Raw genomic sequence first — 19,303 nt, forward strand, 5'->3', positions numbered from 1 at the left:
CACCATGTCATACAGCGAAAAAGTCATCGATCACTACGAGCACCCTCGCAACGTGGGTTCCTTCGCCAAGGAGGATGAGGGCGTGGGCACCGGTATGGTGGGCGCCCCGGCCTGCGGCGACGTAATGAAATTGCAAATCAAGGTGGGCCAGAACGGTATCATTGAGGATGCCAAGTTCAAGACCTATGGCTGCGGCTCGGCCATCGCTTCTTCCTCTCTGGTGACCGAATGGGTCAAGGGCAAGACAGTGGATCAGGCACTGGATATCAAGAACACCCAGATCGCCGAGGAACTGGCCCTGCCGCCGGTGAAGATACACTGCTCCATCCTGGCCGAGGACGCCATCAAGGCGGCCGTGGCGGATTACAAGAAGAAGCAGGAGGCCTGAATGATGATCACCATGACCGAAAGTGCTGCCCAGCATGTTTCGTCCTTCATCGCCAAGCGCGGCAAGGGCATCGGGGTTCGCCTCGGGGTCAAGACTTCCGGTTGTTCCGGCATGGCTTACAAGCTGGAATTTGCCGATACCGCCAATGAGGGGGATCTGGTCTTCGAGAGCCAGGGACTCAAGGTGCTGGTGGATCCCAAGAGCCTGCCTTACCTGGACGGCACCGAACTGGACTACGCACGGGAAGGCCTGAACGAAGGCTTCAAGTTCAACAATCCCAACGTGAAGGATCAGTGCGGCTGCGGCGAGAGCTTCCAGGTTTGATGAACAGCACGGACATCAAACTCAGCGACGACCATTTTTCCCTGTTGGGATTGCGCTGCGTCTTCGCCCTGGACATGGAGGAACTGGATCGGCGCTATCTGGAGATCCAGCATCGGGTGCATCCCGACAAGCATGCCCATCTTCCCGATGCCGACCGCAGGCTGGCGATGCAGTGGGCCACCCGGGTCAACGAGGCCTACCAGGTTTTGAAGAGCCCCCTGGCGCGGGCCCATTACATGCTGCTCCTGGCCGGCCACGATCCCCAGGTGGAAAACAATACCGCCATGGCGCCCGAATTCCTGATCAGTCAGATGGAATGGCGTGAAGCCGTGGAGGAGGCCCGGAATGATGGTGACCAGGAGGGGCTGGAAGAGCTTCATGCCCGTTTGCGGAGAGAGATGAAGACCCAGTACCAGGCCCTGAGCCAGTCGCTGGATACCCACAAGGACTATGCCGACGCCGGAGCACGGGTGCGTCAGTTGATGTTCCAGGAAAAACTGTTACACGAAATCGACCAAGCCCTCGAGACCATCGGGGCCTGAGTACATCATGGCACTACTGCAAATCTCCGAACCGGGGCAATCGACGGCGCCCCACGAGCACCGGCTGGCCGTCGGTATCGACCTGGGTACCACCAATTCCCTGGTGGCTACCGTCCGTAGCGGCATGGCGGGCATCCTCAAGGATGAACTCGGCCGCTCCCTGCTGCCCTCCGTGGTGCACTACGGTGCCGACGGTGAAGTCATCGTGGGCTTCGAGGCCCAGGCCGGCCAGGCCGTGGACCCCAAGAACACCCTGGTGTCAGTCAAGCGCTTCATGGGGCGCGGGCGGCGGGACATCGCCCATATCGAAACCATGCCCTACGATTTCGTGGATAGCGATGGCATGGTCCGGGTGCGCACCGCCCAGGGCATCAAGAGTCCGGTGGAGGTCTCCGCGGAAATCCTGCGCACCCTGCGCCTGCGGGCCGAGGCGGCATTGGGCGGGGCGCTGTCCGGTGCCGTCATCACCGTGCCTGCCTATTTCGACGACGCCCAGCGCCAGGCCACCAAGGATGCGGCCCGGCTGGCCGGTCTCAACGTGCTGCGTCTGCTCAACGAGCCCACTGCCGCCGCCATTGCCTACGGCCTGGACAATGGTTCCGAGGGCCTCTACGCGGTCTACGATCTGGGTGGTGGCACCTTCGATATTTCCATCCTGCGCTTGTCCAAGGGCGTGTTCGAGGTACTGGCTACCGGCGGCGATTCCGCCCTGGGAGGCGACGATTTCGACCAGCGGGTGTTCTGCTGGATCATCGAGCAGGCCGGCCTGGCGCCCCTTTCCCACAGCGATTCCCGTCTGCTCCTGACCCGGGCCCGGGAAGCCAAGGAATATCTCACCAACCACGGTGCCGCCCCCATCACCGTCAAGTTGAGCAGCGGCGAATATGTGGACGTGACTCTTACCACCGAGGTATTCACCGAGATCACCCGCACCCTGGTGCAGAAGACCATCGCACCGATGCGCAAGGCCCTGCGGGATGCCAAGTTGTCTGTGGATGAGGTGAAGGGCGTGGTCATGGTGGGCGGCTCCACCCGCATGCCCCAGATCCAGCGGGCTGTGGGCGATTTCTTCGGTCAGGAGCCCCTGAACAATCTGGACCCGGACAAAGTGGTGGCACTGGGAGCCGCCACCCAGGCCAACCTGCTGGCCGGCAACCGGGCTGCCGACGACGATTGGCTGCTGCTGGATGTGATCCCCCTGTCCCTGGGTATCGAGACCATGGGGGGACTCACCGAGAAGATCATTCCCCGCAATTCCACCATTCCCGTGGCCCGGGCCCAGGAATTCACCACCTTCAAGGATGGACAGACGGCCCTGGCGGTTCATGTGGTCCAGGGGGAGCGGGAGATGGTCTCCGACTGCCGTTCCCTGGCCCGTTTCGAATTGCGCGGCATCCCGCCCATGGTGGCCGGAGCGCCCCGCATCCGGGTTTCCTTCCAGGTGGATGCGGATGGCCTGCTCTCTGTCAGCGCACGGGAACAGACCACCGGCCACGAGGCGCGCATCGAGGTCAAGCCTTCCTACGGCCTGTCCGACGACGAGATCGCCGCCATGCTCAAGGATGGCTACAGTCACGCCTCGGAAGACGCCTTCCGCCGCGTCCTGCGGGAAGCCCAGGTGGAGGCCCAGCGCCTGCTGGAAGCCACCCAGTCGGCCCTGCGGGAGGATGCCGATCTGCTCTCCACCCTGGAGCTGGCCCATGTGGATTCCTGTGTCACCCGGCTCCAGGCGGTAATCATCGGCGACAACAAGCGCGCCATCGACTCGGCCATGGAGGCCCTGAGCAAGGCCACCGCGGAGTTCGCTGCCCGGCGCATGAACCAGAACGTGCAGCGGGCCCTGTCCGGCCGCAAGGTGGAGGAACTGGGCTCATGACGCAGATCATCGTATTGCCCCATCAGGAACTCTGCCCCGAAGGGGCCGTGATCGAGGGGGAACCCGGCAGCACGATCTGCGAGACCCTGCTGGAAAACGACATTCTCATCGAGCATGCCTGCGAGCAGTCCTGCGCCTGCACCACCTGCCATGTGGTCGTTCGGGAGGGCTTCAACTCCCTGGACCCTTCCGAGGAGGAAGAGGATGACCTGCTGGACAAGGCCTGGGGCCTGGAACCCAACTCGCGCCTGTCCTGCCAGGCGGTGATCAAGGAAACCCCCCTGGTGATCGAGATTCCCAAATACACCATCAACATGGCCAAGGAAGGGGGAGGCAGGAAATGAAATGGACCGATTCCCTGGATGTCGCGATTGAACTGATCGAGCGCCACCCCGATGTGGACCCCACCCGTATCAACTTTGTGGACCTGATGCGCTGGGTGATGGAACTGCCGGGCTTCGAGGAAGACCAGCGGCACTGCGGCGAGAAGCAACTGGAAGCCATCCAGCAGGCCTGGATCGACGAGCAGTCCTGAAGGCATGGATGGCGGCCCCCTGATAGACAGCCACTGTCATCTGGACGCCGCCGAGTTCGATCCGGACCGGCCGGCAATGCTGGCCCGGGCGCGGGAGGCGGGCGTGACCACCCTGGTGGTGCCCGCCGTGGAGCGGGCGAATTTCGGCGCTGTCAGCGCCCTGTGCCGGGAATATCCCGAATGTCGTCCCGCCTACGGCATCCACCCGATGTATGTGGATCGTGCCCGGGAGGAAGACCTCGACGTGCTCAGGCAGACCCTGGAACGGGAGCCGGCCGTGGCCGTGGGCGAAATCGGTCTGGACCGCTTTGTCGAACCCCGGGACGACGCCCGCCAGGAATTCTTTTTTGTCGAGCAACTGAAGATCGCCCGGGACGCGGGTCTGCCGGTGATCCTTCATGTACGCCGGGCCATCGATCCGGTGCTCAAACAGTTACGCCGCATCCCCGTGCGGGGGGGCATCGCCCACGCCTTCAACGGCAGCCGCCAGCAGGCGGAGGAATTCATCAGGCTGGGTTTCAAGCTGGGCTTCGGCGGGGCCATGACCCATCCCCGCGCCCTGCGCATCCGCGAACTGGCGGCCAGCCTGCCCCTGGAGGCTCTGGTGCTGGAAACCGATGCGCCGGACATTCCTCCCGAGTGGCTGGGGAGAGGGCGCAACGAACCGGCGCAACTGCCCCGGATCGCCGCAGTCCTGGCCCAACTGCGCCAGGTGAACGCAAGAGAGGTGGCCGCAGCCACCTCCCTTAACGTCCGTAAGGCCCTGCCGGGCCTTACGGATACCGTGTGAGTCTCCGGCTTACTTTTCCGCCTTGTTCATGGGGCAGGTGTTGATGCCCAGCAGGGGGTAGGCCGGGCAAAAACCCACCAGGCCGGTGGCCAGGGGGACCACGCCAATCCAGGCCCACACCGGGCCGCCCATCAGCGCCCAGGCGAGCAGGGCCAGACCGGCCAAAATGCGCAGAACACGATCGATACCGCCGACATTCAGTTTCATGCTGGAATCTCCTTCGGGTTGATGACGCAAGAATTTGACCACGGCCTGCCGCGCCGGTCTGTAACCAATGTCACCCAGGGCGGGTGGTCATGGTGGGCGCGTCGGCACGATAGACCATCAGCCAGAAGCCGGAACTTACCACCCACTCGGCGGCCACCAGCTCCACCGGATGGCGATGGCTGAAATCGGCGAGCAGGGACTCGTCGCAAATATTCGAGTAGGAAAAATAGGCGGCACCACCGGGCTTGAGATAGCGTGGAAGGTCCTGAAAGAAACGCTCGGCGAGCCCCCCTGCCGTATCGTCCAGGGCCTGGTGGGTGGAGCCATGGTGGGCCGTGTGCATCAGGGGCAGGTTGAACAACACCGTATCGAAGGTTTCGCCCCCCACTGGCTCGAACAGATCGCCCTGAAGGATGCGCGTGCGCTGCTCCAGCCCCGCTTTGCGCGCATTGCTGGCGCTGGTTCTGATGGCCTCGGCACTGATATCCAACATCACGGCCTGCTCGGCCAGGGACTGATGCAGCAGGGCGAGGCTCAGCACACCGGTGCCGCAGCCCAGCTCCAGCAGATGGCCCAGGCTGCGATTCTCCCGCAGCAGGGTGCGCAGGGTGAAATGGCTGCTGGAGGTGGCATGGGGGTGGTACAGCCCCGGCGCCGCCTCGATCTCCAGGCCGCAGACCTGATAGTGGGCCAGGCGATCCAGGGACTGGATGTGGGCTGCGTGGGCGTCGATCGCAAAGGGCGAGAGCAGATTGGAAAGACCCTTGGGCAGTCGTCCTGATTGAATCTCCGCAAGCATGGGGTGGGGAGGGTGGTTGTGATCGGGGGTGTATTTTAACCTGAGTAAAACAGTCTGGCATTGGCGATGCCCCGAGGGATGCAGCCAGGGCCGAGTTCTGGTTGGGAGCCGGGACTCGCCCCGGCGGGCGAGGGGCGATGCCCTCGCCCATGGCCCAGGTAGCGCACCCCCACCTATCCTCCCCCGCCAGGCGGGGGAGGTAACCAGTCACCCCGCCCGTGGGGCGGGGACGGGGGTGGGCACTTCGATTGCGCCAGCACGACGGCTCGCCGTCGCGCCCTACCGCCCCGGCCCTGCGGGCTCCCCTCCCTCCAGAAGCCCCGTCGGGCCGGCGGCTAAACTCGCCTGCGGCTCAAACATAGCCGCCGAAAATCCCCCGCCGTGACTTCCTCCGGTCGGCGGGTCAGAAGGGGCAGGGCACCGAGCGTATTGCGTAGGCATGAACCCTGCGGGGGTCTGATATGCTTCGGCGAAATTTCCGGCCCTGAACGCAAGGTCTTTCCACGCGCCCAAAGGATGGATATGGAAAATTCTATTTGGCTACCTCTGGAAAACATTTGCCATATCTGGCCGACGTTTTTCAGATGTGGATATTGGAGTATGCCGGACACTTCATTCGTTAAGTCTCTATATGGCTCTATCCGATTTTGAGAGTGAAGATGTTGCACTGCTGGCATCAGTGGCAATTGCAACGATCGCAGCAGTCATCGACACTTTTTACGGTAGCCCAGTGTTCAAAGCGCTAAAAATTCTGAGCCTCTTTCTTAGCCTTGGGTTGGCCTATCATCGAATCAAGACAAGTAAGCCCTATTTCAAAGACATGCCAGAGTCCGCATGGAAGGCCGTCGGACAGCAATACGAGGTTCGTATTTCGAAGTCTGAGCACGGCCGTGGAAAATCTCCACATGCCAGATGTTTGGTCCCTGGTCAGACCGGTGGGTTTGCAGAATGTTGGGCCGATGCTGAAGTTGGGAGCGATGGTGAGGTTGTAGTTCAAGTTAATTCGCCCGCCGCTCTTCGTATAGAAATCAGAAAGTGAAAAGCAAGCACAGCCCAAGACCTGATAAGCAGGCGACAGACCACGGTTTCCGCTAATCTTTAAATGAGCTTCAAGTATCGGCTCGCCTATGTAGTTCGTGGCGAATGCGTTTTCCGTTACGACAATGAGGTGGGGAAAGGTGATCATCGACATGTTGGTGGAATTGAAAGCACCTACACCTTCACAACCCCGGAGCAATTGATTGCCGACTTCCAACGTGACATTGAGAGGTGGAACGATGAAAACTGTGACTCTTGACGTTCGCCCGCCCTCTGACGCGATGGCGGACTTCATTCAGGCCTGGAAAACGGGCAAGCCGCAACGATCCGCCCGCATTAGCTTTGCCACTCCCGAACTGCTCTGGAAGGTACTTACCGAAAAGCGGTGGGAGCTCTTGAAGGCATTGTGTGGGGCCGGTCCAGTATCAATTCGTGAGGTTGCTCGTCGCGTTGGCCGAGACGTAAAGGCTGTTCACGGCGATGTAATGGCTTTGCTAAACGCTGGTGTGCTTGTCCGCACAGAGGACGGCCAGATTCTCTTTCCGTTTGAGGCCGTGAAGGTCGAGTTTCTGTTACAGGCCGCATAGAACGTTCATGAACCCGCTTCCGATTCCCTAAGCAACAATTGACCATATGCTCCGCCGCCCGCGCCCGGCCCGGGTTTGGGCATCCCCCTCAGCGGGGGCCGGAGATGCGGCGCAGGCCTTCCGGGTCGAGGATCTCGATCTGTTCCCGGCCCAGGCGGACCAGGCCCTGTTCGGCGAAACCCTTGAGCAGCCGGCTCACCATTTCCCGCACGCTGCCCAGTTCGTCGGCCAGTTGCTGGTGGGTGCGATAGAGGACGCGGCCGTGGCCCAGCAGCAGGTCGGCCAGGCGCTGGTCCAGTTTGCGGAAGGCCACTTCCTCCACCAGGGTCATCAGGTCCGCCATGCGCTCGGCGAAGAGGTCGAAGACAAAGGCGCGGAAGGCGGGCACCGCCATCAGTTGCTCGAACAGGACGGCGGGCAGCAGCAGCAGGCGGGTCTCGCCCTCGCTCACGCCCCGGGCCGTATAGGGCTGGTGGCCCAGCAGGCAGCCGGAACTGATGATGCAGGACTCGCCGGGGAAGATCCGGTACAGAGGCAGCTCCCGCCCGTTGGCGGCGGACTTGACCACCCGCACCGAGCCGGCGAGGACCAGGGGAAAACCCGGGCAGGGCTGGCCCGCGTCGAAGAGGGTGGTGCCGGCCGGCACGCTCAGCTCCTGGGCAGCCGTCAGGCAGGACTGGCGCAGGGGTTCGGGCAGCTCGGCGAAGACCGGGTAGAGGGATGCGATGGTGTCGTGGGCTGGGGTGGTCATGGCCGGATGATGACATGGATTGGAGCGCTTTCCATGTCCCGTGGAATTAGGTTCCCCCGTCATTCCGGCGCAGGCCGGAATCCAGGTTTTTGGTGCGCAAACCGGGTCCCGGCCTGCGCCGGGACGACGGTTTATATGGGATTGCCCTGGGGTTCAGGCCGGGATTTTCTCCGCCATATCCTGTGCCTCCGGTTGATCGGCTCCGTTCCAGTGGATCAGTTCCATGCGGCCGTTCATGTGCTCGACGATGGCGGTGCAGCTATCCACCCAGTCGCCGCAGTTGATGTAACGCAGACCCTCCACTTCCTTGATGGCGGCCCAGTGGATATGGCCGCAGATCACCCCGTCCATGCCCCGCTCCCGGGCGGTGTGGACCACCGAGTCCTCGAAGTCGAAGATGAAGCTGACGGCGGTCTTGATCCGGCGTTTGGCATAGCCCGCCAGGGACCAGTAGCCCGGCCGGCCCAGGCGGCGGCGCAGCCAGGAAATCCAGCCATTGGTGCGCACCAGCAGGTTGTAGAAGACATCGCCGAGGATCGCCACCCAGCGATGGTAGCGGGTCACCTGGTCGAACTCGTCCCCATGGGTGACCAGATAGCGGCGCCCGTCCAGGGCCGTGTGCACATGCTCATGGACCACCTGGATATCACCGAAGGACATGCCCACGTATTCCCGCAATGCTTCGTCGTGGTTGCCCGGAATCAGGAACACCGCTTCCCCGTGCCGTGCCCGGCGCAGCACCTTCTGCACCACGGTGTTCTGGGCGCTGTTCCAGGCGATGCTGCGGCTCATGGCCCAGAAATCCACGATGTCACCCACCAGATAGAGGATATCGGCCGGGTATTCCCGCAGGAACTCCAGCAGGCGTTCGGCCTGACAGGCCCGGGTGCCGAGATGAAGGTCGGAGATGAAAACCGTGCGTACCTGGGGCATGGCGTCTCGATCAATTTGTGAGTGGGAGCGCCCCAGTCACCGGGGAGGGGCGCGTCTGGCGGCGTTCGATGAACAGATGCTGACCACCGTGTTTCTTCTTGGCCTGCTTCTTGGCCTGGGACATGGAGGCGGAGACTTCATGGTGGCTGTGGAATTCCCCGGGGCCTACGGGAACGCAGCCGATGGACAGACCCGGAGGCAGATGAAAGATCGCCTGCCCCTTCCGGTCTTCGCCCCAGTAGCCGCCCAGGCCCAAATGCTCGGCGGAAAGAAAGGCATCCATGCCCCGCTGGAATTCCGCCACCACGGTTTCCAGGCTTTTCAGCCATTGAGACTGTTGCAGCAGCAGCACGAAGTCGTCGCCGCCCACATGGCCGAGAAAATCCAGCCGGTGATCGCAATGGCGCGATAGCAGGCCCCCCAGGTACTGGATGATCTCGTCGCCCCGGCGATAGCCATAGGCGTCGTTGTAGGGCTTGAAATTGTCGATGTCGCAATAGCAGGCGATGAAGGGTGCGGAGCCTTCCAGCAGCCGATCAATGTGTTCATTGATGGGCACATTGCCCGGCAACTGGGTCAGGGGGTTGGCGTAGCGGGCCGCCCGAATCTGCATGTCGGTGATCAGCACCATCAGGTCCTGGGTGCTGCCGATACCTCGGTAGCGGCCATCCTCGCTGATCACGAAGCCATCCAGCATGTGGTGCTGGGCGCTCTGGCCCAGCAGGCGACCGGCCTCCTGGACGCTGATGCGATGATCCAGCACCAGGGGCTGGGCATCCATCATCAGGGTGCAGGGCTTTTTGCCGAAGAGTTCCCGGCGGAAGGGGCGGGCAAAGCGGTCGGTCAGGGAATAGCGGTTCACCAGTCCCAGGGGCACTCCCGCGCCCTCCACCACTGGAACCACCATCAGCTCCGGATTTGCCTCGAAGTGAGCATAGAGTTCCTCGTTGCTGGTGGTCGGTGTGACCGGTGTGACCTCCCGCATCAAGCTGCGTATGGTCCGGGCCGTGGTGGTGGCCTGGGGAAAGACGATGCGCTGATTGCGTGCCAGCAGTTCGTTCACCGCCTTGTTGGGGGTGCGTTCGGGGTCTGTGACCGGGCGGGCGATCAGGAAGCCCTGGCCGAACTCGATGCCCAGATCCCGCACCGTGGCGAATTCCGCTTCGGTCTCGATGCCTTCGGCGATCAACTGGGCCTGGGAAATTTCCGCCAGTTCGTGCATCGCCTTGACCAGATGGAACTTCATCGCGTCATCGGCGATGCCACTGATGAAGTGCCGGTCGATCTTGACGAAGTCGGGGCGGATCTCCGACCACATGCGCAGGTTGGAAAAGCCTTCCCCCAGATCATCCACCGCGATCCGGTAGCCCAGGCGGCGGTAGGCCGAGAGCACGTCCTTGAAGCTGGAGAAGTCCTCCACCTGCTGGTTTTCCGTGATCTCGATGACGATGCGATGGGGCGAGAGCTCCAGCCGTTCCAGGAGCCGGGCCGTGGCACCGTTGAGAAAACGGGGGTCGGCCAGGCAACGGGCGCTGACATTGATGAACAAGGTTCCCGGCAGATGCTGACGGGCAAAGTCCTCCAGTTGCACTTCCCGGCAACGCCGCGAGAATTCCATGCTTCGGCCGTCGCGCTCGGCCAGATTGAACAGATCGGCTGGCATCCGCCAGGGGCTGTTCTCCGGCCCCCGGATCAGGGCCTCGAAACCGAGATAGCTGCGGGTGCGCAGGTCGAGGATGGGCTGGAAAACCGGCGTTAGCATCTGCTCCTCGGTGATCAGGCGACTCAGGCATTGCTGATCGGCGCTTGTCAGGCAGGGCATGACCGTGGTTTTCGGCGGCTGATAGTCCGGCATCAGGCACTCACCAGACGGAAACGGTTCACCAGTCCGCCCATGGCATCGGCCACACCCACCAGTTGCTGGATGTCCGCGCTGGCGGCGTCCATCTGCCCCCGGGTCTGATCGGTGGTGATGGCCAGGGTCTCGACGCTGGCGCTGATGGCGTCGCTGGCCTGGGATTGGCCCTCGGTGGCCGTGGCGATCTGGCGCATCATTTCGGCCACCCCGGTGGCGGTGGTTTCAATGTCCGCAAGCACGGCAAGTACCTGAAGGCTGCCGGCGCAGCCTTCTTCGGCGGCCTGGCGCACCTCGTTCATGGAGGACGAGGTAGTCCGGGTGATGCTGTTCAGGGTATTCAGCAGGCCGCTGATTTCGGTGGTGGATTGAGCGGTGCGCTCGGACAGGGTGCGCACCTCGTCGGCCACCACGGCGAAGCCCCGGCCATGCTCGCCGGCCCGGGCCGCCTCGATGGCCGCATTGAGGGCCAGCAGGTTGGTCTGGTCGGCAATGTCCTTGATCAGGGCGCTGACATGGCTGATGCGCTCGATGGCCTGGCTGAGGGAGATGACTTGGTCGGCTGTATTGACGACGGTGCGCTGGAGAAATTCCAGGCGCTCCACGGCATCATTGCCCATGCGGCGCACGTCGCTGGTGAGGGCGCGGGTATTGGCCGAGGCTTCGGCCGCGTTGCCTGAATTGGCAGCCACCGCCTTGATGGCATCGCGGATACTCCCGATGGCCGAGGTCACCTGCTCGGTGCGCCGGGCCTGCTCGTCGCTTCCCGAGCGGGCCTCGTGGGCGCTGCTGGCGATGGTGCGGGCATGACCATGGATGGCCCCGGCGGCCTGGTGGATGTCGGCCAGGATGCCTTCGAAGGTGGCGACGAAGCGGTTGATGGCCTCGGCGACTTCTCCCAGTTCGTTCCGCGCCGTTGTTGGCAGACGATGGGAAAGATCGCCTTCGGCCAGACGTGCGGCGCCCGCCTTCATGGTGATCACCTGGGCCTTGAGGTCGGCGCCGAAGCGGACCTGCAACAGGAAGATCGCCAGCCCGGCCAGAATCAAGGGCGCGATCACCCCGCCCACGATACGATCGATCTGGGCCTCGATCCGCGCTTGCCCGGTGCTGGCGGTCTCGGTGCGGGCCTGGACCAGTTCATCGAGTTTCGCCACCAGGGGCACCAGATGCAGGTTGTAGATCTGGTCCGGAATCGCCAGGGCATCCTGGGGGGCGCTGGCGAATATTTTCAGGGCGCTTTGCAACTGGCGCCGGTATTCCCGCCAGTTGGACAGGACGGCATCATCGGCGCCAGCCCGATCCGCCAGATCCGCCGCCAGGGCCGGCCATTGGGCTTCGATCAAGGCATGGGTCTGTTCCAGTTGCCGGGGCGTGCTGTCGGCCAGCAGGTCGACGCGGGACACCGCCAGCACCGAGGCCTTGATGTTGGTCAGGCTGTGGATGAAGTTGGCGTTGCGCGTGTGCTCGTTGAAGGCCTGCTTCAGTTGATGCAGTTGCAGGGCGGTGAGGGCGATCACGATCAGCATGGAGAGGCCCCCGATGACGGTGATGAGACGTAGACGATTAACGATGCGCATAGGGGGAGTCTCTTGGGTCAGCGTCAGGAAATCATCGGGCTGGCTGGCCTGGGACGATCACCGCTTATTGGGCAGGAGCGGGCTTGCGCCGCCGGGACCAGGGAACGCAGGGTGTCTACGAACTGGTCGGTGACCCGGTCCCAGGCCAGGCTGGAAATGGATGCGACGGCCCGCAGCCGGAAGCGGGTCAGCAGGGTCGGGTGAATGAGCAGGTCGGTGGCGGACTGGATGAATCCGACCTCGTCTCGCGGAGGCACGATGAAGCCGTTGTGGCCGTCTTCGATCAATTCCGCGGCGGCTGCCCGGGCATAGCTCACCACGCCGAGGCCGCTGGCCAGGGCCTCGGCGACGACATTGCCGTAGGTTTCGGTCAGACTGGGAAACAGGAACAGGTCGGCGGAGGCGTAATGCCGGGCCAGATCCTCCCCCCGCCGTACACCGGCGTAGATGTGTTGCGGATGATCCGTCTTCAGACGGGCCAGCAGGGGGCCGTCGCCGACCAGCAGCAGACGGGTCTGGGGGCGCGTCTGATGCAGGGTATCGAAGGTGCGCAGCACCAGGTCGATGTTTTTCTCCGCTGCCAGGCGCCCCACGTAGGCCACCACATGGGCGCGGGGACCCACGCCCCACTGGGTCCGCAGCTCCCGGGAACGGTGCGCCGGATTGAAGAGCTGGGTATCCACGCCCCGGGCCATCAGACCCACATTGCGATATCCCTGCTCGGCCAGGCGAGCCGCCAGTTCCCGGGTGGGCACCAGGGTGGTATCCGCGGCGTTGTGGAAGCGGCGCAGATGGGCCGCGATGGCGCCTTGCAACCAGCCCAGCCCGTAATGGCCGCTGTAGGCGTCGAAGTGGGTGTGGTAACTGGTGCTGACCGGCAGGCCCAGGCGGCGGGCGGCCTTGGCGGCGGACCAGCCCAGGGGACCTTGGGTGGCGATGTGCACGATGTCGGGCCTGTCCTCGCGCCAGAGCCGGCGCAGGCTGGTCCCCGCCGGCAAGCCGAAGCGCAGGCCCGGATAGCCGGGCATGGGCAGACCAGCCACCAGATGCTCGTGGAACTCCCGGTGGCGAATCGGCGATTCACCCAGGGATTGGACCGGGCGGATAAGCTGCACCCTATGTCCGCGCAGGCGCAGGCCTTCAACCAACCGGCCCAGGGTCATCGCCACGCCATTGACTTCGGGCGGGTAGGTTTCCGTGACCAGGGCCAGCTTCAGCGGAGTGCCCCGGGGCCGGCGTGCAATCAGCGGGTGGAACTCTTCCGTCTTCATGGCGCCCATGATGGTGGCGGCGTGCGACGGGAATATGAATGGCGGGTTACATGTTTGTGACAGAGGGAGGCATGATGCGGCGACTGGGTGCTGTGATTCACAGTGCTTTCCCATCGGGTCAAGTTTCGTTACCCAGTGAGTCAAGTACCCAGGGGATTTTCAAGGAAGAATATCGATGCTGTTGGCGTTCATGTCAGGCCAGCAGTCATGTCCGTGGTCAACATTCACTTGGGAGTCGATGATGGGACTTAGAGGCATCAACCGGATCGTGATCGCCGTGAGGAATCTGGAGGCAGCCAAAAAGCTGTATGCCGACATGCTGGGGGCGACGTTTCATGACGCCCATTGGACGGGGGCGCCCTTCGGCATCCATGTGTCCATCGCCTGGGACGCCGGTATCGAACTGTGCGCTCCCATGCCCGGCCGGGAGCACGACAGCGCGGTGTCGCAGTTTCTGGCGCACAAGGGTGAAGGGATCGTGACTGTCTTTTTCGGCGTCGATGATGCCGATGTGGCGGTCAGCCGTGCCATATCGGCGGGCTATGCTTGTTTCCATTCGCTGGACTATTCCCAGGACGAGATGGATCAGCACTTGGGCGGGCGCTTCTGCCGCTATCAGGAGTCCTATGTTTCTTCGGCGGATCGTTGCGGATTCGGTGTCGCCCTGGCCCGGATCGACAGAAAACCGGGGTAGGTCTGAGTTTCCATCATCTCTGACATAATTCCTTCGGTTCGGTGTCATTTGCATTTTTCGAAAGCGAGGGGCAGATGCATGCGATCTCTTCGGATCAGGATGATGGAGTTTGGCGCAGCCTTGAAGGCTGGAGGGAGTTCATGTCCCTCCGTTATCCGGGCGCTCAGGTGTTTTCGGAGGGGCCGAGACATAGTTTCCTCACCCGTTACCAATCATGGCAGTTCGGTGGCCTGGAGTTTGCGGAGATTCATTCGACCTCCCGGCAAAGTCTTCAGGTTCCCATGCCGGAGCGGGCTGCCCCTGACAGTTATTACCTGCCGCTGCAACTGAACGGCGATTTCCATGGCGGGCAATACGGCCGGGAATTTCGTGGGGGCGTTCGGTCGATGCTGTTGCTGGATAGCCAGGCGCCCCACTGGCGAGAGCTTGGTGCCGATAGCCATCTGCTCAATGTGCGCCTGCCCAAGCCGCTGCTGGAGCGCTACCTGGCCGATCCCCGGGCGATATGCATGAATCCGGTGAGCGCGGACTCGGGGCAGGGGGCACTGGTATGGGGTTTCATCAACGCCCTGTGGGCGAGACGGGCAGAGTTGGGCACGGCCGACATGCCGGCACTGGCTGATGTGGTGGCGCGCATGGTCGCGGGCCTCTTCGGCACCCTGCACGATGAGGAAGCCGCTGTCTCAGGATTGGTCGATAGACAACGACGCCGGGTGCTGGAATGCATCGCCGCGAATCTGAACGCCCCCCGGCTGGACGTGCAAAGCGTTGCCACCGCCTGCGGCATCTCGCCCCGCTACGTGCATCTGCTGATGCGTCACACCGGACGGACCTTTTCACAATACCTGTTGGAACATCGGCTGGAGCGCTGCCGTAACGCCTTGCAAGGCCGGCCTGGAAAACGCTCCATCACCGAGATCGCCTTCGAGTGGGGATTCAACGATGTCTCCCACTTCAGTCGTTCCTTCCGCAAGCGCTACGGACTGTCGCCGCGGGAGTTCCGGCGTCAGGCATAGCTCCGCAGCATCAGCCTCCCCGACCCATGGGGCCGTCGACTGTGCCATGTTGTATGGCGATCACCGCTGCTTCGGTGCGTGAGCGGACCTGTAGTTTTTGCAGGATCTTGGTAATGTGATGTTTGACGGTCTTTTCGGCGAGATGGATCGACTCGCCGATCTCCCGGTTGGTGAGGCCCTGGCTGAGCAGTTTGAGGATGCCGGCTTCCCGTGCAGTCAGCCTGGACAGGGCGTCGGGGGGGCTGGGACGGGAAAGTTCTGTCAGCAGTTCCGCCGCCAGGATCGGCGTGACATAGGCCTCGCCGTCCGCGATGCTGCGGGTAATGGCGCGCAATTCTCCTGCCGATACACCCTTGAGCACATAGCCATGGGCGCCAGCCTTGAGCGCCGCCAGGAGACTTTCCCTGTCCTCCGAGACGGTCAGCATCATGATCCGCACATTCGGTACGCAGGCGGCAATGTCCCGGGCGGCGGCGATGCCGCCCATGCCGGGCATGTTGACGTCAAGCAGCACCATGTCGGGTTGCAGTCGCTGGGCCAGGGCAACCGCCTCTTCTCCACTACAGGCCTGGGCGATCACCAGGAAATCCTCGGCCGCATCCAGGGAATGGGCAACGCCTTCGCGGAACAGGGGATGGTCGTCAGCAAGCAGGATGCTGATCGGGCTGGACATGAATGGCGTCCTCCGGGAAAAGTAGAAGTTTGGCGTCGATGGACGTGCCACTGCCGGGGGCGGACCGGACTGCAAAAGCGCCGCCGAGCAGTCTTACGCGCTCTCGCATGAAGGGAAGGCCCAGGTGTCCCGATATGGCATCGCCCTGGGGGTCGAAGCCGGGGCCCCGATCTGAAATGATGACTCTCACGTGTTCTCCTTCCCTGCTCACCCGCACCTGGGGGGCGCCCTCGGGCGCATGTCGCCAACTGTTGGTCAGGGATTCCTGAAGGAGTCGATATACCGTGATCTTGACCGCCAGCGATGCGGTGGCCAGCTCATCGTCGATCTGTGTTTCGACGCCTGGTCCGAACAGTCGCTCGAAGTCCTGAATGGCGCGCCGTGCCGTGTCGGCCAGGGTCAGATTCTCGATGCCGGGCAGGGCCAGGCCGGAAGCGATGTTGCGCACGTCTCCCAGGGCGGAGCGCAGGGCTTCCTCGATGCGCTGGACTTCCCCGGAGGCATCGCCGGCCGGGGGGGCGCGTCCGCTAAAGGCGTCCACCAACGTATCAAGGCGCATCAGGGCGAAGGCGATCTCCTGGGCCGGCCCGTCGTGGAGGTCGGCGGCAACCCGGTGCAGGAGTTGTTCGTTGAGTGCGGTGGAGCGGGCACCGGCATCGCGCAACTGCTTGCGCATGTGCTCGTTGTCATCAAGGGCGTTACGCAACTGCTGGAGCTGGGAATGCAGGCCGCGCTGCTGGTCGAGGATGGTGGCGTTGGCGCGGCGCACAAGACCTAGCAACAACAGGCAGATCGCCATCGTGGTCATGGCGACGAGCAGCCAACTGCGCTGCTGGGCGGAGCGGATGTCGCGGCTCAGGTTTTCCATCGAATGATAGAACTCGGCGACAGCGAAGATTTCTGCCGTGCCATGGGCACGCACCGGCACATAGACCTCGAGGAGTTGGGGCCAGTTCTCCCGTTCCGGGGGATTGTCGGATTCCTCCAGATTGCTGACCCGGGCCTGCAAGGTTCCCGCGAAGGCGGCGGCGAGCCTGCCGTCCATCGGAAACTGCTGTCCCACCTGGGCATGGTCGCTACTGTAGAGAATCGTTCCCGTCGGGCTCCAGAGTTTGAAGCGGACCACCTTGCGGCGTAAGGGGCCGGAGACAAATACCCGGTCGAGGGTGGCATGGGTTTCGCCGCCCATCAATCCGAGGACCGTCTGATCATGCAGTTGTCCGGCGAGGATGCTTTCCACGTAGACCGCCGCGATGGCGGCAGTCCGGTTGATCGAACTGCTTTCGATCTGGCGCCCGATCCAGGTGCCGGTGATCACCGCGCCGGCCACCAGGATCACCACGATCACCAGGAGAAACTGCTGCAGCAGGCTCAGTCGCCCGAAGGCCTGTGTGGCATGGGATACGCGGAGGATTTGATCGCGGTGGTGCATGACCGGGCCATGGTAGCACGCAAGATCGGCCCCGGAATCAGACCAAAGTCCTATCAAATTCGCGCCCTTGGTCCGAGTCAATTCGAGACCCTTGCCGCTAGCCCTGATGTTGCGGATGGCAATAATGGTGCATGACAACAATCCCACATAAATAGCAGGGGTAAGAACCATGAGCGTACGTAATACCGGCATTGTCTGCGTCCTGATCCTTTCCTTCGGAAGCCCGGTTTTGGCGGTGGATGAGGAGGCTGCCGAGGAATTGCTGAAAGTCAGCAAGTGCCTCAAGTGCCATAGCGTCGACAAGAAAAAGAGCGGTCCGACCTACCAGGAAGTCGCTGCGAAATACAAAGGCAAGCCCGAGGCCGAGGCCAAGCTGACCAAGCATGTGACCGAGCCCAGCAAGGTCAAGGTGGACGGCAAGGAAACGGATCATGGCGCCGCCAAGACCCGGGACCCGGCCAAGGTCAAGAATCTGATCGAGTGGATTCTGTCCCGCTGATGGCCGACAGAGTTTCCAGGGATTACGGGGGAGGGATGCGATGAGCGATATCTGGGCGGCCATACGCCGTTGGGGGCTGGTCAAGGCAATCGGGGTTGTGGCTGTTGTCCTGATTGTCATCATGCTGCTGGTGGTCGGCGGCGCCGCCGGACTGGCCTGGACCAATACCGAGAAGTTCTGCATTTCCTGCCATGAGATGCGCAACAACGTTTACGCGGAATTCAAGGACACCGTTCACGACAGGAACCGTACCGGGGTCCGTGCCATCTGTTCCGACTGCCATGTTCCGCGGGAGCCGGTGGCGCTGATACTTCGCAAGCTTCAGGCCAGTTTCGAGCTCTATCACAAGGCCGTCGGTACTGTCGATACCAAGGAAAAGTTCGAGGCCAAACGCTATGAACTGGCGCAACGGGTATGGAAGCGCATGAAGCAGACCGACTCGCAGGAATGCCGCAACTGCCACCACGAGGGCAACATCGACGCCGATCTGCAAAAGGAGGAATCGAGGGTACAGCACGAGAAAGGAAAGGCGGAAGGCAGCACCTGCATCGACTGCCATTTCGGTATTGCGCACAAAGAGCCCAAGGGTCCTCTCGGCCCCCGGGACATGAAGATTCACGATTGAAGGGAGCGGACTATGAAACGACTCATGGGGGTATTGGCGATTTCTCTGGGCCTGTCGGTGCTCGCCCCGGCCCACGCGGCACCGAACGGCGGGGCAGGCAAAGGGGCTCCCGTTACCGGCAGCCAGTGTCTGGAATGCCACGAAACCGAGGCCAGGACGCATGTCTACCACGGTGACTGCGCGTCCTGTCACAGCGACGGTCTGAATCACGCCAAGGCCAAGGAACCGGTCGCCGTACCGGCCGGACGACCGGAGAGTGCCCAATGTCTGAGCTGCCATGAGTCCGACAAGCGCCGCATGCATTTCTTGATCGCAGAGCACAACAAGGCGGGCGTCAAATGCAGCGATTGCCATGGGCTCCACACACCCAAGGTCAAGTCGTTGAATACGGCGATGGAAAAGGCGGGCAAGACCACGGCGCTATGCGCCACTTGCCACCAGGATGTGCTGGCGCGCTTCAGCATGAACTCCCATCACCCGGTCAAGGAAGGCGCAATGACCTGCGCCAGTTGCCACGATCCCCACGCCTCGAAGCAGGCATCCCTGGGCAGCAGGACCGAGCAGTGCACCAAGTGCCATCAGGCAGTGCGGGGGCCCCATGTCTTTGAACACCCGCCGGCCGCCGAGGACTGCACGATTTGCCACGATCCTCACGGTACGCCCAACAAGCGCATGTTGCAGGCGGCCCAGCCCGTGCAATGCCTGCAATGTCATTCCCTGCCCAACCGTCGGCACGGACAGACCGGGTCGACCAGTACCGCATCGGCAAGCATTCGCGCCGAGGTCGTGGCCGGCGCCGTGCTGAGGGATTGCACGAGCTGTCATGCCGCCATGCATGGCAGTTCCACCGACCAGCATCTGCGCCATTGAGAAATCAGGGGAGAAAAT

24 protein-coding genes are annotated in these 19,303 nt (G+C 62.7%); 15 read left to right on the plus strand and 9 right to left on the minus strand.

The features are described 5' to 3' along the window. The first annotated feature begins 4 nt into the window (after positions 1 to 4). Genes iscU through DENOEST_RS07360 form a run of 7 tightly spaced genes read left to right on the plus strand, consistent with a single transcriptional unit; the run spans position 5 to position 4,455 of the window. The gene (gene iscU, locus DENOEST_RS07330; RefSeq protein WP_145769801.1) at positions 5 to 388 is read left to right on the plus strand and encodes a Fe-S cluster assembly scaffold IscU; all 384 of its coding nucleotides are present in this window, start codon (positions 5 to 7) and stop codon (positions 386 to 388) included. Beyond that, complete coding sequence (gene iscA, locus DENOEST_RS07335) at positions 389 to 712, plus strand: iron-sulfur cluster assembly protein IscA (RefSeq protein WP_145769802.1); 324 nt, start codon at positions 389 to 391, stop codon at positions 710 to 712. Further along, positions 712 to 1,254 (plus strand): Fe-S protein assembly co-chaperone HscB, encoded by a 543-nt coding sequence (gene hscB / locus DENOEST_RS07340; protein ID WP_145769803.1) that lies wholly within the window; start codon positions 712 to 714, stop codon positions 1,252 to 1,254. The genes iscA and hscB overlap by 1 nt, the downstream gene beginning before the upstream one ends. 7 nt (positions 1,255 to 1,261) lie before the next feature. Continuing rightward, on the plus strand, positions 1,262 to 3,130 hold the full coding sequence (gene hscA, locus DENOEST_RS07345) for a Fe-S protein assembly chaperone HscA (RefSeq protein WP_145769804.1): 1,869 nt from the start codon (positions 1,262 to 1,264) through the stop codon (positions 3,128 to 3,130). Further along, entirely contained in the window at positions 3,127 to 3,474 is a 348-nt protein-coding gene (gene fdx / locus DENOEST_RS07350; protein ID WP_145769805.1) for an ISC system 2Fe-2S type ferredoxin, read from the plus strand. Before hscA ends, fdx begins: the two co-directional genes overlap by 4 nt. Further along, positions 3,471 to 3,665, plus strand: a complete 195-nt coding sequence (gene iscX, locus DENOEST_RS07355) for a Fe-S cluster assembly protein IscX (protein ID WP_145769806.1) — start codon at positions 3,471 to 3,473, stop codon at positions 3,663 to 3,665. Before fdx ends, iscX begins: the two co-directional genes overlap by 4 nt. A 4-nt stretch (positions 3,666 to 3,669) precedes the next feature. Further along, positions 3,670 to 4,455, plus strand: coding sequence for a TatD family hydrolase (locus DENOEST_RS07360; protein ID WP_145769807.1), 786 nt, complete (start codon positions 3,670 to 3,672; stop codon positions 4,453 to 4,455). 9 nt (positions 4,456 to 4,464) lie between these two features. On the opposite strand, the gene DENOEST_RS07365 is transcribed toward DENOEST_RS07360, so the two are convergent. Next, the gene (locus tag DENOEST_RS07365) at positions 4,465 to 4,662 is read right to left on the minus strand and encodes a YgaP family membrane protein (RefSeq protein ID WP_145769808.1); all 198 of its coding nucleotides are present in this window, start codon (positions 4,660 to 4,662) and stop codon (positions 4,465 to 4,467) included. Between the two features lie 70 nt (positions 4,663 to 4,732). Beyond that, the gene (locus tag DENOEST_RS07370; protein ID WP_145769809.1) at positions 4,733 to 5,461 is read right to left on the minus strand and encodes a methyltransferase; all 729 of its coding nucleotides are present in this window, start codon (positions 5,459 to 5,461) and stop codon (positions 4,733 to 4,735) included. Positions 5,462 to 6,092: 631 nt separating this feature from the next. On the opposite strand from DENOEST_RS07370, the gene DENOEST_RS07375 reads away from it, so the two are divergent. The 3 genes from DENOEST_RS07375 to DENOEST_RS07380 all read left to right on the plus strand — a co-directional run bounded on the left by DENOEST_RS07375 (position 6,093) and on the right by DENOEST_RS07380 (position 7,086). Beyond that, positions 6,093 to 6,500, plus strand: coding sequence for a hypothetical protein (locus DENOEST_RS07375; protein WP_145769810.1), 408 nt, complete (start codon positions 6,093 to 6,095; stop codon positions 6,498 to 6,500). 63 nt (positions 6,501 to 6,563) lie between these two features. Continuing rightward, on the plus strand, positions 6,564 to 6,758 hold the full coding sequence (locus tag DENOEST_RS20140) for a toxin-antitoxin system TumE family protein (protein WP_232096461.1): 195 nt from the start codon (positions 6,564 to 6,566) through the stop codon (positions 6,756 to 6,758). Beyond that, positions 6,739 to 7,086, plus strand: coding sequence for an HVO_A0114 family putative DNA-binding protein (locus DENOEST_RS07380; protein WP_145769811.1), 348 nt, complete (start codon positions 6,739 to 6,741; stop codon positions 7,084 to 7,086). Before DENOEST_RS20140 ends, DENOEST_RS07380 begins: the two co-directional genes overlap by 20 nt. A gap of 88 nt (positions 7,087 to 7,174) precedes the next feature. On the opposite strand, the gene DENOEST_RS07385 is transcribed toward DENOEST_RS07380, so the two are convergent. The 5 genes from DENOEST_RS07385 to DENOEST_RS07405 form a co-directional block, all read right to left on the minus strand. After that, a complete protein-coding gene (locus DENOEST_RS07385; RefSeq protein ID WP_145769812.1) occupies positions 7,175 to 7,837 on the minus strand; it encodes a Crp/Fnr family transcriptional regulator in 663 nt (220 codons plus the stop codon). 153 nt (positions 7,838 to 7,990) lie between these two features. Beyond that, positions 7,991 to 8,770: a UDP-2,3-diacylglucosamine diphosphatase gene (locus tag DENOEST_RS07390; protein ID WP_145769813.1), complete on the minus strand. Its 780-nt coding sequence runs from the start codon at positions 8,768 to 8,770 to the stop codon at positions 7,991 to 7,993. Between the two features lie 10 nt (positions 8,771 to 8,780). Further along, positions 8,781 to 10,625 carry a GGDEF domain-containing protein gene (locus DENOEST_RS07395; RefSeq protein ID WP_145769814.1) on the minus strand — a complete coding sequence of 615 codons (1,845 nt, stop codon included), beginning with the start codon at positions 10,623 to 10,625 and terminating at the stop codon, positions 8,781 to 8,783. Then, positions 10,625 to 12,205: a methyl-accepting chemotaxis protein gene (locus DENOEST_RS07400; protein WP_145769815.1), complete on the minus strand. Its 1,581-nt coding sequence runs from the start codon at positions 12,203 to 12,205 to the stop codon at positions 10,625 to 10,627. The genes DENOEST_RS07395 and DENOEST_RS07400 overlap by 1 nt, the downstream gene beginning before the upstream one ends. A 23-nt stretch (positions 12,206 to 12,228) precedes the next feature. Continuing rightward, positions 12,229 to 13,485, minus strand: coding sequence for a glycosyltransferase family 4 protein (locus DENOEST_RS07405; protein WP_232096462.1), 1,257 nt, complete (start codon positions 13,483 to 13,485; stop codon positions 12,229 to 12,231). A 229-nt stretch (positions 13,486 to 13,714) separates the two neighbouring features. Between DENOEST_RS07405 and DENOEST_RS07410 the strand changes: the two genes are divergently transcribed. Beyond that, a complete protein-coding gene (locus DENOEST_RS07410) occupies positions 13,715 to 14,170 on the plus strand; it encodes a VOC family protein (RefSeq protein ID WP_170228117.1) in 456 nt (151 codons plus the stop codon). A gap of 140 nt (positions 14,171 to 14,310) precedes the next feature. Further along, positions 14,311 to 15,186: a helix-turn-helix domain-containing protein gene (locus DENOEST_RS07415; protein WP_170228118.1), complete on the plus strand. Its 876-nt coding sequence runs from the start codon at positions 14,311 to 14,313 to the stop codon at positions 15,184 to 15,186. A 10-nt stretch (positions 15,187 to 15,196) separates the two neighbouring features. On the opposite strand, the gene DENOEST_RS07420 is transcribed toward DENOEST_RS07415, so the two are convergent. Continuing rightward, positions 15,197 to 15,859, minus strand: coding sequence for a response regulator (locus tag DENOEST_RS07420; RefSeq protein ID WP_145769818.1), 663 nt, complete (start codon positions 15,857 to 15,859; stop codon positions 15,197 to 15,199). Beyond that, positions 15,828 to 17,291 (minus strand): sensor histidine kinase, encoded by a 1,464-nt coding sequence (locus DENOEST_RS07425; RefSeq protein ID WP_145769819.1) that lies wholly within the window; start codon positions 17,289 to 17,291, stop codon positions 15,828 to 15,830. The genes DENOEST_RS07420 and DENOEST_RS07425 overlap by 32 nt, the downstream gene beginning before the upstream one ends. A gap of 169 nt (positions 17,292 to 17,460) precedes the next feature. Between DENOEST_RS07425 and DENOEST_RS07430 the strand changes: the two genes are divergently transcribed. From DENOEST_RS07430 to DENOEST_RS07440, 3 genes are read left to right on the plus strand one after another with little or no spacing between them, the layout of a single operon-like run. Further along, positions 17,461 to 17,790, plus strand: a complete 330-nt coding sequence (locus DENOEST_RS07430) for a c-type cytochrome (protein WP_145769820.1) — start codon at positions 17,461 to 17,463, stop codon at positions 17,788 to 17,790. A 40-nt stretch (positions 17,791 to 17,830) separates the two neighbouring features. After that, positions 17,831 to 18,415 carry a NapC/NirT family cytochrome c gene (locus DENOEST_RS07435; RefSeq protein WP_145769821.1) on the plus strand — a complete coding sequence of 195 codons (585 nt, stop codon included), beginning with the start codon at positions 17,831 to 17,833 and terminating at the stop codon, positions 18,413 to 18,415. Positions 18,416 to 18,427: 12 nt separating this feature from the next. Continuing rightward, positions 18,428 to 19,285 carry a cytochrome c3 family protein gene (locus DENOEST_RS07440; protein WP_145769822.1) on the plus strand — a complete coding sequence of 286 codons (858 nt, stop codon included), beginning with the start codon at positions 18,428 to 18,430 and terminating at the stop codon, positions 19,283 to 19,285. Positions 19,286 to 19,303 lie beyond the last annotated feature (18 nt).

It is taken from the genome of Denitratisoma oestradiolicum (assembly GCF_902813185.1).
GTDB lineage: Bacteria > Pseudomonadota > Gammaproteobacteria > Burkholderiales > Rhodocyclaceae > Denitratisoma > Denitratisoma oestradiolicum.